16 protein-coding genes are annotated in these 13968 nt (G+C 60.2%); 10 read left to right on the top strand and 6 right to left on the bottom strand.

What is annotated here, in order from left to right:
• The first annotated feature begins 49 nt into the window (after positions 1-49).
• The 5 genes from CFY91_RS11790 (at position 50) to CFY91_RS11770 (ending at position 5159) form a co-directional block, all read left to right on the top strand.
• The gene (locus CFY91_RS11790; protein ID WP_093986574.1) at positions 50-1216 is read left to right on the top strand and encodes a ribosomal protein uL16 3-hydroxylase; all 1167 of its coding nucleotides are present in this window, start codon (positions 50-52) and stop codon (positions 1214-1216) included.
• Complete coding sequence (locus CFY91_RS11785) at positions 1209-1634, top strand: GNAT family N-acetyltransferase (protein ID WP_093986573.1); 426 nt, start codon at positions 1209-1211, stop codon at positions 1632-1634. The genes CFY91_RS11790 and CFY91_RS11785 overlap by 8 nt, the downstream gene beginning before the upstream one ends.
• A gap of 9 nt (positions 1635-1643) precedes the next feature.
• Positions 1644-2276 carry a DUF7931 domain-containing protein gene (locus CFY91_RS11780; RefSeq protein ID WP_093986572.1) on the top strand — a complete coding sequence of 211 codons (633 nt, stop codon included), beginning with the start codon at positions 1644-1646 and terminating at the stop codon, positions 2274-2276.
• On the top strand, positions 2273-3079 hold the full coding sequence (locus CFY91_RS11775) for a secretin N-terminal domain-containing protein (RefSeq protein WP_093986571.1): 807 nt from the start codon (positions 2273-2275) through the stop codon (positions 3077-3079). The genes CFY91_RS11780 and CFY91_RS11775 overlap by 4 nt, the downstream gene beginning before the upstream one ends.
• Positions 3080-3563: 484 nt before the next feature.
• The gene (locus CFY91_RS11770) at positions 3564-5159 is read left to right on the top strand and encodes an isocitrate lyase (RefSeq protein ID WP_093986570.1); all 1596 of its coding nucleotides are present in this window, start codon (positions 3564-3566) and stop codon (positions 5157-5159) included.
• Positions 5160-5240: 81 nt separating this feature from the next.
• Here CFY91_RS11770 and cysB read toward each other — a convergent pair whose 3' ends face one another.
• The 4 genes from cysB to CFY91_RS11750 all read right to left on the bottom strand — a co-directional run bounded on the left by cysB (position 5241) and on the right by CFY91_RS11750 (position 8778).
• Positions 5241-6215, bottom strand: a complete 975-nt coding sequence (cysB, locus tag CFY91_RS11765) for an HTH-type transcriptional regulator CysB (RefSeq protein WP_093986569.1) — start codon at positions 6213-6215, stop codon at positions 5241-5243.
• A gap of 177 nt (positions 6216-6392) precedes the next feature.
• Positions 6393-6893 carry a universal stress protein gene (locus CFY91_RS11760; protein WP_093986568.1) on the bottom strand — a complete coding sequence of 167 codons (501 nt, stop codon included), beginning with the start codon at positions 6891-6893 and terminating at the stop codon, positions 6393-6395.
• A 42-nt stretch (positions 6894-6935) separates the two neighbouring features.
• On the bottom strand, positions 6936-7838 hold the full coding sequence (locus CFY91_RS11755) for a 5'-nucleotidase (protein WP_093986567.1): 903 nt from the start codon (positions 7836-7838) through the stop codon (positions 6936-6938).
• Positions 7825-8778 (bottom strand): putative 2-dehydropantoate 2-reductase, encoded by a 954-nt coding sequence (locus CFY91_RS11750; protein ID WP_093986566.1) that lies wholly within the window; start codon positions 8776-8778, stop codon positions 7825-7827. Before CFY91_RS11750 ends, CFY91_RS11755 begins: the two co-directional genes overlap by 14 nt.
• Positions 8779-8961: 183 nt before the next feature.
• On the opposite strand from CFY91_RS11750, the gene CFY91_RS11745 reads away from it, so the two are divergent.
• Together CFY91_RS11745 and CFY91_RS11740 are read left to right on the top strand one after the other, a co-directional pair.
• Complete coding sequence (locus tag CFY91_RS11745) at positions 8962-9381, top strand: PilZ domain-containing protein (RefSeq protein ID WP_093986652.1); 420 nt, start codon at positions 8962-8964, stop codon at positions 9379-9381.
• A gap of 297 nt (positions 9382-9678) precedes the next feature.
• Entirely contained in the window at positions 9679-10755 is a 1077-nt protein-coding gene (locus CFY91_RS11740) for a 3-deoxy-7-phosphoheptulonate synthase (RefSeq protein WP_093986565.1), read from the top strand.
• Between the two features lie 31 nt (positions 10756-10786).
• Here the strand turns inward: CFY91_RS11740 and CFY91_RS11735 are convergent, their stop codons facing one another.
• Complete coding sequence (locus CFY91_RS11735; protein ID WP_093986564.1) at positions 10787-11068, bottom strand: GNAT family N-acetyltransferase; 282 nt, start codon at positions 11066-11068, stop codon at positions 10787-10789.
• A 225-nt stretch (positions 11069-11293) separates the two neighbouring features.
• Here CFY91_RS11735 and CFY91_RS11730 point away from each other — a divergent pair, with 225 nt between their 5' ends.
• The gene (locus CFY91_RS11730) at positions 11294-11545 is read left to right on the top strand and encodes an Lpp/OprI family alanine-zipper lipoprotein (protein ID WP_093986563.1); all 252 of its coding nucleotides are present in this window, start codon (positions 11294-11296) and stop codon (positions 11543-11545) included.
• Between the two features lie 71 nt (positions 11546-11616).
• Here the strand turns inward: CFY91_RS11730 and CFY91_RS11725 are convergent, their stop codons facing one another.
• Positions 11617-12219, bottom strand: coding sequence for a MiaE family protein (locus tag CFY91_RS11725; protein WP_093986562.1), 603 nt, complete (start codon positions 12217-12219; stop codon positions 11617-11619).
• Positions 12220-12463: 244 nt separating this feature from the next.
• Between CFY91_RS11725 and CFY91_RS11720 the strand changes: the two genes are divergently transcribed.
• Positions 12464-13327, top strand: a complete 864-nt coding sequence (locus tag CFY91_RS11720) for a universal stress protein (RefSeq protein ID WP_093986561.1) — start codon at positions 12464-12466, stop codon at positions 13325-13327.
• A 74-nt stretch (positions 13328-13401) separates the two neighbouring features.
• Positions 13402-13683, top strand: coding sequence for a peptidylprolyl isomerase (locus CFY91_RS11715; protein WP_093986560.1), 282 nt, complete (start codon positions 13402-13404; stop codon positions 13681-13683).
• Positions 13684-13968 lie beyond the last annotated feature (285 nt).

The raw sequence follows: 13968 nt of genomic DNA, 5'->3' as shown, positions 1-13968 counted from the left end.
CACGCGCTACGCCCGGCAATACCGGGCGTCTTTCTTCAAGGACACCGACATGAATGCCGACACACCCCTGCAACTTCTCGGCGGCCTGACGCCTCGCCAGTTCCTGCGCGACTACTGGCAGAAAAAGCCGCTGCTGGTGCGCCAGGCGTTCCCGGACTTCGAAAGCCCGTTAAGCCCCGATGAATTGGCCGGACTGTCCCTGGAAGACTGCGTCGAATCACGCCTGATCATCGAGCATGGCGCGCAACCCTGGGAGTTGCGCCGCGGACCGTTTGCCGAAGACAGTTTCAGCCAGCTTCCCGAACGCGACTGGACCCTGCTGGTACAGGCGGTCGACCAGTTCGTGCCGGAAGTGGCCGAACTGCTTGAGCACTTCCGCTTCCTGCCCAGCTGGCGTATCGACGACGTGATGATCAGCTACGCCGCACCGGGTGGCGGGGTCGGACCACACTTCGATAACTACGACGTATTCCTCCTCCAAGGTCACGGCCATCGCCGCTGGCGGATTGGCCAGATGTGCGACAGCGACAGCGCGCTGCTCGATCATCCGGACCTGCGCATCCTGGCCGACTTCCAGCAAACCGACGAATGGCTGCTGGCGCCCGGCGACATGCTCTACCTACCCCCGCGACTGGCGCATTACGGTATCGCCGAAGATGACTGCATGACCTATTCGGTAGGCTTCCGCGCCCCCAGTGCCAGCGAAGTGCTGGTGCACTTCACCGATTTCGTCGCGCAGTTCCTCCCCGACGAAGAGCGCTATGCCGACGCCGACCTGCAACCTGGCGGCGAGCCCCAGAAAATCCAGGCTGACGCACTGCAGCGCCTGCGTGGCCTGCTCAATCAGCACTTGCAGGATGACCGCCTGCTGATGGCCTGGTTCGGCCAGTTCATGACCGAGCCGCGCTACCCGGAACTGCTGCAGGGCGAGGACCTGCAAGCCTCGCAACTGCAGCAGGCACTGGATGAAGGCGCCATGCTGGTGCGCAATCCCAGCGCGCGCCTGGCCTGGGCGGAACTGGGTGACGAGCTGATGCTGTTCGCCAGCGGCCAGGGCCGCCTGCTGGGTGGTGAGCTGCGCGAACTGCTCCAGCTACTCTGTCAGGCTCCGGCGCTGCACGCCGACAACCTGGCGCCATGGTTGCAGCAGGAAGAAGCCCATACCCTGCTTCTGGAACTGATCAAGCAAGGCAGCCTGGAGTTTGCCGATGAGTAAAGTTCACGTACGCCTGGCCGACTGGCACAAGGATAATGCCGCACTGCGACGCATCCGCGAGGCAGTCTTCATCAACGAACAGAGTGTGGCCCCCGAACTGGAATGGGACAGCGAGGACAGCCAGGCCATCCATTTCCTGGCGCTTGAGGATGACTACCCGATAGGCACCGCACGCCTGCTCAGCGATGGGCATATCGGCCGGGTTTCGGTACTCCGCGACTGGCGCGGCCTCAAGGTCGGCGAGCGACTCATGCAGGCCGCCATTGCCGAGGCCGAACAGCGCGGCCTGCGCCAGCAACACCTCAGTGCTCAGGTTCACGCCACAGCGTTCTACGAACGACTAGGCTTTCGGATAGTCAGCGATGAATACCTGGAAGCCGGCATCCCCCATGTGGATATGCTGCGCGAAAGCCACTGAGGCCCCGCCATGCACGAAGAAGACGCTAGCCCGCAGGACGCCGAAAGCCCGGAACTGCCGGCTATCGACTTCCAATCACCCGGACGCTTCAGCATCCACAACCCTGCAAGTCCGGCACCCCCTGGTCTGCCCGCCAGCGGCAGTAGTGCACAGCCAGCTCTGCCAGCGGGGCTGGAACGTTTCAGCAGTCCCGAGCAGGCCTGCCAGCATGCGCTGACTCTGCTCCAGCAGGCACGTTTTCGCCTGTGCCTGTACAGCCACAATCTGGAGCCCTGGCTGTACGATCACCGCAACGTGCAGGAAGCCTGCAAGGCCTTCCTGTTGGCCAGCCCGAAGAACAGCCTGCGCATCCTGTTGCGCGACAGCAGCCTGATCGTCAAACAAGGCCACCGCTTGCTCAACCTTGCACGCCGCCTGTCGAGTAACCTGCAGATTCGCCGCGTGCACCCGGACTATCCTGCCGAAGACATTTGCTTCCTACTGGTCGATGATTGCGGCCTGCTGACCCGCCCTCAGCCCAACCTGCCGACCGGCTATGTGCAATACAACGAACCGGCACGTGTTCGCCAGCGCCTGTTGCAATTCGAGCAGGCCTGGAACACCAGCCAAAGCGATCCTGAACTGCGGAGTTTTCTACTGTGAAAGCTGGCCTGCTCGCCCTGTTCCTGACCTTTGCCAGCAGCCTGAGTCTGGCGGCCACCGAAGCCATCAGCCTTAACAACCGCATGGCCGAGGATGTCATTGAAGTTGCCCGTTCGGTACTCGGCCATGAGGGGCGCGTCACCGCCTACGGCAACCAGCTGATCGTCAATGCGCCCAGTGAGCGCATCGAAGAGCTGAAAAGTCTGCTGCAACAACTGGACCGCCCGGCTCGCCGCCTGCTGATCAGCGTCGATACGCAGGACAGCCTGCAGCAGCACGACCAGGGCTATCGGGTCGATGGCAGCGCGCGCATCGGCGATGTCGAGGTCATCAGCGGGCGCGGCGAACGTCACGGCAATGATCAGGTGCGTATCATCAACCGCAGCACGCAAAGCCGCAGTGGCGGCCTGCAGCAGATCCAGGCCAGCGAGGGGTATCCGGCACTGATCCAGACTGGCCAGAGCATGCCGCTGCAGCAACGCGGCACAGGCCCCTACGGACAGGTTTACCAAAGCACCGAATACCGCAATGTCACCCGCGGCATCTACGTGACCGCAACGCTGAGCGGCGAGCTGGTGCACATTACCCTGAGCAGTCACAACGACCGCCTCAGCCAGCAACACCCTGGGAGCATCGACACGCAGCTGACCGACACACGCATCAGCGGTCGTCTCGGCGAGTGGATCACCCTGGGCGGTATCAGTGAGCAGCGCAGCGGCAATGACTCGGCCTTCCTGCGCCAGCACAGCACCCAGGGCAGCCAGGACATGGGGCTGCGCATCAAGGTCGAAGCACTCGACTGACCTGCAGGGCCCTGGCACGGCCACTGCGCACTTGTAGTGCAGCGACCAAAGGCACTACAAAAGGTTTGACTGAGCGCGCACAGAGGCGCATCATTGCGCCGCTCCCGCTAGCCTGGGGTTTCCGTCAGGAACCTCCAGATCGGTCTGCCGTACTGGTTTGCCGATTCGTGTCTGACACAGCCCACAAGGCCGTTCGACGAGGTTGCGACTGGAACCAAGTTGTCCTGAGGGACGGGGAAGCGTCATCACGTATCAGCCCGATGCACGGTAAAGTTCAGCTACACCCAACGGCACCCACGAGCCGGCAAGTTTTTCTGAACAATCAAAATCCGCGCTCGATACTGTTCGTCCCCCTCCTTGTCAGCGCCAGCCAGGTTCAGGTTGTCCCCTCTTCGATCCGCGGAAGCCGCCCTACACAGCAGCCCTGTTGCCGCGTGCCTGGGTAGTCGGTGCTCAACCAAACATATTTTCTGAAGGATTGACCATGTCCGCATATCAAAACGACATCAAGGCCGTTGCCGCGCTGAAAGAAGCCGCTGGCAGCAGCTGGAGCGCTATCAACCCGGAATCTGTCGCCCGCATGCGCGCTCAGAACCGCTTCAAGACCGGTCTGGAAATCGCTCAGTACACCGCCGACATCATGCGCAAGGACATGGCCGAGTACGACGCCGACTCGTCCAAGTACACCCAGTCGCTGGGCTGCTGGCACGGCTTCATTGGCCAGCAGAAGCTGATCGCCATCAAGAAGCACCTGGGCACCACCAACAAGCGCTACCTGTACCTGTCCGGCTGGATGGTTGCTGCGCTGCGTTCCGACTTCGGCCCGCTGCCGGACCAGTCGATGCACGAGAAGACTGCCGTCTCCGACCTGATCGAAGAGCTGTACACCTTCCTGCGTCAGGCTGACAGCCGCGAACTGGACCTGCTGTTCACCGCTCTGGACGCTGCCCGCGCTGCCGGCGACAACGCCAAGGCTGCCGAGATCCAGAACCAGATCGACAACTACGAAACCCACATCGTCCCGATCATCGCCGACATCGACGCTGGTTTCGGTAACCCGGAAGCCACCTACCTGCTGGCCAAGCGCATGATCGAAGCAGGCGCTTGCTGCATCCAGATCGAAAACCAGGTTTCCGACGAGAAGCAGTGCGGTCACCAAGACGGTAAAGTCACCGTTCCGCACGCTGACTTCCTGGCCAAGATCGCTGCCGTTCGCTACGCCTTCCTCGAGCTGGGCATCGACAACGGTGTAATCGTTGCGCGTACCGACTCCCTGGGTGCTGGCCTGACCAAGCAGATCGCCGTGACCAAAGAGCCGGGCGACCTGGGCGACCTGTACAACTCCTTCCTGGATTGCGAAGAAGTTGCCGCCTCCGACCTGGGCAACGGTGACGTCGTGATCAACCGCGGTGGCAAGCTGCTGCGTCCGAAGCGTCTGCCGTCCAACCTGTTCCAGTTCCGCGCTGGCACTGGCGAAGACCGCTGCGTACTGGACTGCATCACCTCGCTGCAGAACGGTGCCGACCTGCTGTGGATCGAAACCGAGAAGCCGCACGTTGGCCAGATCAAGGGCATGGTTGACCGCATCCGCGAAGTCATCCCGAACGCCAAGCTGGTTTACAACAACAGCCCGTCCTTCAACTGGACCCTGAACTTCCGCCAGCAGGTATTCGATGCCATGGTCGCCGAAGGCAAGGACGTTTCCGCCTACGACCGCGCCAAGCTGATGAGCGTCGAGTACGACGAGACTGAACTGGCTCAGATCGCTGACGAGAAGATCCGTACCTTCCAGCGTGACGGTTCTGCTCACGCCGGCATCTTCCACCACCTGATCACCCTGCCGACCTACCACACTGCCGCTCTGTCGACCGACAACCTGGCCAAAGGCTACTTCGCCGACCAGGGCATGCTGGCCTACGTGAAAGGCGTTCAGCGTCAGGAACTGCGTCAGGGTATCGCCTGCGTCAAGCACCAGAACATGGCTGGCTCCGACATCGGCGACAACCACAAAGAGTACTTCGCTGGCGAAGCGGCTCTGAAGGCAAGCGGTAAAGACAACACCATGAACCAGTTCCACTAAGAACAGGTTCGACGTCTCCTTCGGGAGACGTCAGCAACACAAAAAAACCCGGCTCGCCGGGTTTTTTTGTGCCTGTAGCACTCAGTGCACCGGTAGCTTGACGGTCGCGAACAACTCGTCGACTTCCGCTTTGCTATGGCACTGCACCGCCTGATTCACCCGCTCGCGCGTCAGGTGCGGTGCAAAAGCCTCGATGAAGTCATACATGAAACCGCGCAGGAAAGTCCCACGGCGAAAGCCAATCTTGGTGACACTGGCCTCGAACAACTCACTGGCATCCAACACCACCAGGTCACTGTCGAGCTTGGCATCCACAGACATACCCGCCACGATGCCCACGCCCAGCCCCAGACGTACGTAGGTCTTGATCACGTCGGCGTCCGCTGCGGTAAACACTACCTTTGGCGTAAGCCCCTCACGGGCGAAGGCGTCATCCAGCTTGGAACGCCCGGTGAAGCCAAACACATACGTCACCAGAGGATGCTCAGCCAGGTCAGCCAGGGTCAGCTTGGGCAAACTGGCCAGTGGATGTCCCTGCGGGACGATCACGCAGCGGTTCCAGCGATAGCAAGGCATCATTACCAGATCGCCAAACAGCTCCAGCGCTTCGGTGGCAATGGCGAAATCGACAGTGCCATCGGCAGCCATCTCGGCAATCTGCATGGGCGTCCCCTGGTTCATGTGCAAGGTCACCTCAGGGTACTGCCGAATGAAACTGCTGATCACCGGAGGCAACGCATAACGCGCCTGGGTATGCGCGGTGGCGATCGACAGTGTGCCGCGCTTCTCGTTGGAAAACTCCTGGGCAATCTGCTTGATACTTTCCACCTTGCGCAGGATTTCTCCGGCGGTAGTGATGATCCGCTCGCCCGCCGGGGTCACCCGGGTCAAGTGTTTGCCACTGCGCGCAAAAACCTCCACGCCCAGCTCATCTTCCAGCAGGCGAATCTGCTTGCTGATTCCCGGTTGCGATGTGAACAGGCTCTGCGCTGTAGCCGACACGTTGAGGTCGTGATGGGCCACTTCCCAGATATAGCGCAATTGCTGCAGTTTCATGTGCATCCCTCGGCAACAGAACGGACGCGGCCGCCTGCTGGCGGCGCCGCTCTTTTATAACCTTTGAATTGGTTTAAAAAGACAATTTAGACGATTTAATCCTTATCGTCGCGATGATTCCGTACAACCATGCCTGCATGGAGAGCCACATACCGACAAAGTTCCTGAGCAAAACGCTTACAGCTCACCACGCCCGCGATGCTGCAACATCGGCACCAGATACACCGGCACCTCGGACAACTGCAGAACACGCGCTGCGGTACGTCCCAGCGGTATATCCAGGCGCGCACCATGGCTGTGGCTGCCCAGCACCAGCAAGTCAGCGCCCAGCTTATGCGCTTCATCAAGAATCACCTGCGGTGGATCACCCTGCAGCACATGCACCGCACTGATCATCGACATGTCCTGTACCGCTTCGGCCATTTCCTCGCGGAAAGCCTCCAGCACACGCTGCTCGATGTTGCACATCACGGTATGCAACCCACCACCACGCAGATCCTGCAGGCGCTCCTGATCAAGGTAGGTCTGCAGCACCGACTCGGCAAACAACCCCATCGGCTCCACCGCATGCACTACGTACAATTCGGCACGATAGGCATGCGCCAGGCTCAGCGCATGCTGCAATACGTAGGGTGCGTAAAGCCCTAGGTCCGTGGCATAGAGAATAGAGCGAACCATCTGGCCTCCTCGACATCCTGACTGGCCTGTCAGATAGCTTAGTCAGGGTTGCGGCGGGTTGCTCACGCCATGCGGTACATGCCCCGTCGCCACCACCTGACTGGCCTTCAGGCAATGGCCGGTCTGGTCATCGAAAAACAGATCGGCGGCAAATGCCTCGAGAAACGCCGATTTTTCCAAGCCGCCAAGAAACAGCGACTCATCCAGGCGAATATCCCAGGCCCGTAATGTACGAATGACCCGTTCATGGGCCGGTGCGGACCGCGCCGTGACCAAGGCCGTACGAATCGGACAGTCCTCAGCGGAAAACTCCTGCTGTAACTGGTTCAGTGCCGCCAGAAAGGCCTTGAAAGGACCGCCCTCCAGGGGCTGTCTTGCCGCAGTGCGCTCATGCGCCTGGAAAGCGGCCAGGCCATCCTGCTGAAAGACGCGCTCCGAGGCATCGGTAAACAGCACGGCGTCGCCATCGAAGGCAATACGCAACTCATGACTCTCGGCTCGCCGTACGCCTCCGGGCAACAGTGTCGCCGCCGCAAAACCGGCATCCAGCGCACTGCGAACATCCTCTGCATGACTGGATAAAAACAAGTGACAGCCGAAGGCCGCCAGATAGGGATAAGGGCTACGCCCTCCCACAAAGGCTGCCCGACTGATCCCCAGACCATAGTGCTCGATGGAGTTGAAGATACGCAGCCCGGTATCGGCACTGTTGCGCGACACCAGAATGACCTCGACACGCTGCCGCCCAAGACGCTTGTTGAGCGCCAGGAGCTTGTGCACCAGAGGAAATGCCTCGCCGGGCGCCAATACCTGCTCCTCGTTGTCGATCTGATACTGGCGATAGGCTTCAACGCCCTGCGACTCATAGATCCGATGGCTTTCACTCAGATCAAAAAGCGCCCGTGAAGAAATCGCCAACACCAGTTGCTCATCAAGGCTGGCCATCGACGGCGCCCTCCTGAAGAAATTCCAGCTGCTGGTACAACATGCGCGTCGCGGGCATCTCCACCGCCATGGCGCGGGCCCGCTGTAGCGGTTGCGCATAGATGGCCGCCAACTCCAGCGGGCGAGCATGACGATAATCATGGTGCATGCTCGGCCAGTAGTCCGGCATGTTCTCCGTCACCTTGAGTAGCGTCTGCGCATAGCCGGCAGGCAATGTGCATCCGGCGCTGACAGCGGCCGCAATGACCTCCTCCATCAACGTCTGCACCAGTTCTCGGGTTGTCGGATTACCCAGCAGCATTCCGGTGTGGGCATTGAGCACCACCGACAGGCCATTGAAAGGCACATTCCAGACCAACTTCTGCCAACGCGCCTGCTGCAGATCAGCAACACCACGCGCATCAATACCTGCCGCACGCAACAGCGCCACACCTTCAGCAAGCACCGCCGCACCCTGCTCACCCGGCCCGCTGTGATAACCCAGACTTATGCTGCCCTGGGCCTGATGCACCAGCTTGCCTGGAGCGGCGCGGTGCACGCAGATAAAACACAGCCCGCCCAACAGGTGCAACGAATCAGGCAACAGAGGACGCACAGCCTCTTCGACACCCAGGCCGTTCTGCAGCAAGACGACCCGGGCATTGTCCGCCGCAACCTGTGCCAGCAGCGGCGCCAGTTCGGCATTGCTGGTGGTCTTGCAGGCCAGCAACAGCCAGTCACAACGTGGCATGGCTGCCGCATCCTCATACACCTTGACCGGCTGGCAGAGCGTGCCCAGGCTGCAACTCTCCAGATGCCATCCCTGCTCGCGCACAACCGGGTAATCACTGCGCAACAAAAAGTGCACATCGAAACCGGCACGCGCCAATAACAGCCCGTAGAAGCCGCCAATGGCCCCTGCCCCGACAATGCCGATGCGCGGCCCTGCCTGTTCACTCATCAGTGTCCCCTTCAGTCTCGCCATTTCGTTGCATGCCTCGGCAATGCGTTGCGGGCAAGCAACAACTAGTCTGCCACAGCAGACCAAGGCGGCTCGACCAAAGTGCAACAGCCGCTTGCGCATCCATCCACTAAACTGCAGACATCCCAGGCCGATAACTGGCTCAAATGGGAGGGTATGAGCATGCGTACTTACCTGCGCCACCCCAGCGATATGCCGGTAGAACTGCGCCTGCGGCGTCTGCCACCGATCAGTCGCCAACAACTCTGCAACATCAGCCTAGGCGGTCTGGCCTGCAACAGCTCGCGACGCTTTCGACGCGGCAGCGCCGTAGAGCTACGTATTCCGGCACTCGGCGAACAGGCTCGCTACCGTGGCGTAGTAGCCTGGTGCAGACGCCAGGCTGACGCCTTTCTGGTTGGCATCGCCTTCCTCGACGAAGACACCCTGTTTCGTGCCCGCATGGTCGAGCAGATCTGCCAGATCGAACATTATCGGCGTGAGCAGGAGCAGCTACGCGGCCAACCACTCGATAGCGAGAGCATGGCCCACGAGTGGATCACTCGACACGCCGCTGAGTTCGCCCGCGCCAGCTTTATCTGACCCATTGTTCAACTAAGCCCTGCCAGGCCATCGCCAGGTACATTTTGGTCATTGTCGAGCACGCCTGCGACGCGCTAAGGTTCAGGCTTGGCTGGCTTCCAGCCTGGCGCTGTGCCAGCACAACGCTTGAGCTACTTGCACATCATGGGTTGTCCTATCGGCCTCACTGCCACACGTCGTTTTGCGCATGCCGTTTTCTGCAACATCCAGCCTGCCCTAACACCTTTACCAGTGCTGCCCAATCACAACCTCCGCGTGCAAGAGCCCCTCGACGACCCTGACCAGATGATGAGCACGATGGCTGATTTACCGATAGATGACCTGAACGTCGCCTCCAATGAAACCCTGATCACCCCCGAGCAGCTCAAGCGCGAGATTCCCCTCACGCCGGCGGCCCTGCAGACTGTCGCGCATGGTCGTGAAGTCGTCCGCAACATCCTCGATGGCAAGGACCATCGACTGTTCGTGGTCATTGGTCCCTGCTCGATCCACGATATCAAGGCCGCCCATGAGTATGCCGAGCGCCTCAAGGCGTTGGCCGCTGAAGTAGCCGACACGCTCTTTCTGGTCATGCGCGTATATTTCGAAAAGCCGCGCACTACCGTGGGCTGGAAAGGCCTGATCAACGACCCCTACCTGGATGACTCTTTCAAAATCCAGGATGGCCTGCACATCGGCCGCCAACTGCTGCGCGACCTCGCCGAAATGGGCCTGCCGACAGCCACCGAAGCGCTCGACCCGATTTCCCCGCAATACCTGCAGGACCTGATTAGCTGGTCAGCCATCGGTGCACGCACCACCGAATCGCAAACCCACCGTGAAATGGCCTCCGGCCTGTCTTCGGCCGTCGGCTTCAAGAACGGCACCGACGGCGGCCTGACCGTGGCCATCAATGCCCTGCAGTCGGTATCCAGCCCACATCGTTTCCTGGGCATCAACCAGCAGGGCGGTGTTTCCATCGTCACCACCAAGGGCAACGCTTATGGTCACGTGGTACTGCGTGGCGGCAATGGCAAGCCCAACTACGATTCGGTGAGCGTTGCCCTGTGCGAACAGGAACTGACCAAGGCCGGCATTCGCCCGAACATCATGGTCGATTGCAGCCATGCCAACTCCAACAAGGACCCTGCCCTGCAACCGCTGGTCATGGATAACGTGGCCAACCAGATTGCCGAAGGCAACCAGTCGATTGTCGGCCTGATGGTGGAAAGTCACCTGGGCTGGGGCAACCAGTCAATTCCCAAGGATCTTTGTCAACTCAAGTACGGCGTTTCGATTACTGATGCCTGCATCGACTGGGACACCACCGAGAAGAGCATCCGCAGCATGCATCACAAGCTGAAGGATGTACTGCCCAAGCGGCAGCGTGATTGATCCCTGACAGGGCAGGCGCGATGTGCCTGCCCTACTCGAGATGACGCGAACGCTGGCGCCGCTGCAGGTAGCGCTCGATATAGGAACAGGAAGGGATCACCGTATAGCCGCTGCTCTCGGCATAGTTCAACGCCGCTTCAGCCAATGCAGCGGCGACCCCCTGACCACGCAAGGCATCCGGCACAAAAGTCCGGTAGATATCCAGTGTTGCCTTACCCAGATCCATGTAGGCCAGGTAAGCGCGATGACCATCGAGCTGCGTTTCAAACTGATGGGCAGCCAGATCGTGGGTAATGTCAAAACGCCTTGCCATGTTCGTCATGATCTCCTTGTTTTACGCACTGCGAGCTATCGCCATTGTAGAACACCGACTTACTGGCGCCAGTCAACTCCGGCAATCGAGAAATTTAAGAAAAAAACCTGCACGGCTTGCCTTGGCTCCGTTTACTTACTAAAAGAAACAGGTAGCATGTACGCCGGCTGATTTCTCCATATGGAGAAATTACCCATATGGAAAGACCACCTTAAGGGGAAAACGATGAACAACGCTCTGAAACTGTCCGCCCTGGCTCTGGCTGCCGTTCTGGCTACTGGCTGCAGCAGCCTGTCCAAAGAAGCAGAAGCTCGCCTGACCGCTACCGAAGACGCCGCTGCCCGCGCTCAAGCTCGTGCCGACGAAGCCTACCGCAAGGCCGACGACGCTCTGGCCGCTGCTCAGAAGGCTCAGCAAACTGCTGACGAAGCCAACGAGCGCGCTCTGCGTATGCTGGAAAAAGCCAGCCGCAAGTAATAGCCTCCCGGCTATAAAAAAAGCCGACCTGGGTAACCAGGTCGGCTTTTTTATTGAGCGAGTCTTCTTGTTCAGGCGGGCAAACCGCTATGGAAACGAAACTGCTCATCAACGCTGGCAATCAAGTGATTTTCGACCTGGCGGATCACTTCGATGCGCTGCGCCACATCACCCGCATCGCCATACAGCAAAGCCAGCTGCAAATAGCCCTGGTAGTGACGCCCCTCGCTCTCCAGCAGCCCGGCATAGAACTTAGCCAGTTCGTTATCCAGATGCGGCACCAGCGCGGCAAAACGTTCACAGGAACGCGCCTCGATAAAGGCACCGACGATTAGCGTATCCACCAATCGCTCCGGCTCGTTCTTGCGTACCTGTTCACGCAGGCCCGACGCATAGCGTGATGCCGTCACATGGCGCAACTCAATACCGCGCCGGCGAATAATCCGCGTGACCTGCTCGAAATGCACCAATTCTTCGCGTGCCAGACGCGACATCCGCGCAGCCAGTTCGCTGCGCGTCAGGTAGCGGCCCATCAGGCTCAAGGCCGTTTGTGCCGCCTTGAACTCCAGCGTCCGATGATCCAGGAGTAGCGTTTCCTGCTCGACCAGCGCACGTTCAATCCAGGCTGGCGGAGTCGCCAGGCCGCCAAGGAACTGCAAAATCTCCTCAAGCATGGGGCTTGCTGCTGTCTCGGGGGGCATCACGCAGGTCTCCTCCAGCGACTGGGCCGTTGCACTAAAACCCAGCGTTTACACTCGATAACACAGTGAAGTGGCAGGCTTCACAAAGGCAGCGCATTATACGGTCAGTAGTTGGCCGCGGCAGCTTCACTGGCTTGATATATATCAACCTGCCTGCGATGCTCACTGCCTATATTGGATACAGCTATAAGCCATTCGTAATTAAGGAGATAGGAATATGCATGCCATCCGCAGCATTCTGGTGGTAATGGAGCCCGACCGTCCGGAAGGCCTGGCGCTCAAGCGTGCCAAGCTGATCGCCGGCGTGACCCAGTCGCACCTGCATTTGCTGGTCTGCGAGAAGAAGCATGACCATGCGGCCTATCTTGCCGAGTTGTGCGCCGGCCTGAGCGAGGAGGGCTACTCAGTGAGCAGCCAGCAGTCCTGGCTGGAAAACCAGTACCAAACCATCATTGCCGCCCAGCAGGCCGAAGGCTGCGGACTGGTCATCAAGCAGCACTACCCGGATAACCCCCTCAAGAAAGCCCTGCTGACTCCGGAGGACTGGAAACTGCTGCGCTACTGCCCAGCTCCGGTATTGATGGTCAAGACCGACACGCCCTGGACCGGAGGCAACTTCCTCGCGGCCGTGGATGTTGGCAACAGTGACAGCGAGCACCGTACCTTGCATGCGAGCATTGTCAGCCACTGCAACGACATGGCCGACATGGCCAAAGGCCAGTTGCACGTGGTATGCGCGCACCCCTCGCCCATGCTCTCTGCAGCCGATCCGACCTTCCAGCTCAAGGACACCATCGAAAGCCGCTACCGCGAAAGCTGCAAGAGCTTCCAGGAGCAGTACGCGCTCAGCGATAGCCAACTGCACATCGCCGAAGGCCCGGCAGACGTACTGATCCCCCATGTAGCCAGCCAGATCAAGGCCGTGGTAACCGTACTGGGCACCGTGGCGCGGACCGGACTGTCCGGTGCACTGATCGGCAACACCGCGGAAGTCGTGCTGGACGCCCTGGAAAGCGATGTACTGGTACTCAAGCCGCAGGATGCCCTTGAGCATCTGGAAGACCTGGTCGCCAAGCGCTGACCCAGAGGCTCGCCCGTCCTCTGACGTGGCGAGCGCGTTAGCCCTCATTCACCCACTATTCAAGGAATAACCTTATGGCCCGCGCCAGCGCCCGTCATATCCTGGTTGCCAGTGAAGCACGCTGCAACGAACTGAAAGCCGCCATCGAAGGCGGTGCCGACTTCGCCGAAATCGCCCGTCAGCACTCCACCTGTCCCTCGTCCCGTGACGGTGGCGATCTGGGCACCTTTGGCCGCGGCCAGATGGTCAAAGAGTTCGACACCGTGGTTTTCAGCGCACCGCTGAATACTGTGCAGGGTCCGGTGCGCACCCAGTTTGGCTACCACCTGCTGGAAGTCACCAGCCGTCAGGACTGAAGCGCACTTGCCGTTGCGTCAGCACGACGCAACGGCAATACGCTGCCAGCAGCCATTGCTACGCGTATAATGCGCGCCTTTGTTGGCTGTTACAGGACGCGCCCATGCCCCGCTCCACTCCGCCTGGCCCCACCGAACAGGCCGCTACCCAGACCTCCCCCCCCCCCCCAACCTCCGCCGCCCCCCCTCCTTTTTCCCTTTTCGCCCCACACCACCCCGCCGAGCAAAAACCCCAAACCGCCTGGGCCCGGAACCACCAGAAAAACAACCACAACACAAACCCGG

Source organism: Pseudomonas fluvialis, assembly GCF_002234375.1.
Classification (GTDB): domain Bacteria; phylum Pseudomonadota; class Gammaproteobacteria; order Pseudomonadales; family Pseudomonadaceae; genus Aquipseudomonas; species Aquipseudomonas fluvialis.
The sequence above is the reverse complement of the archived record's forward strand: the minus strand, read 5'-3'. Positions and strand labels throughout refer to the sequence as shown.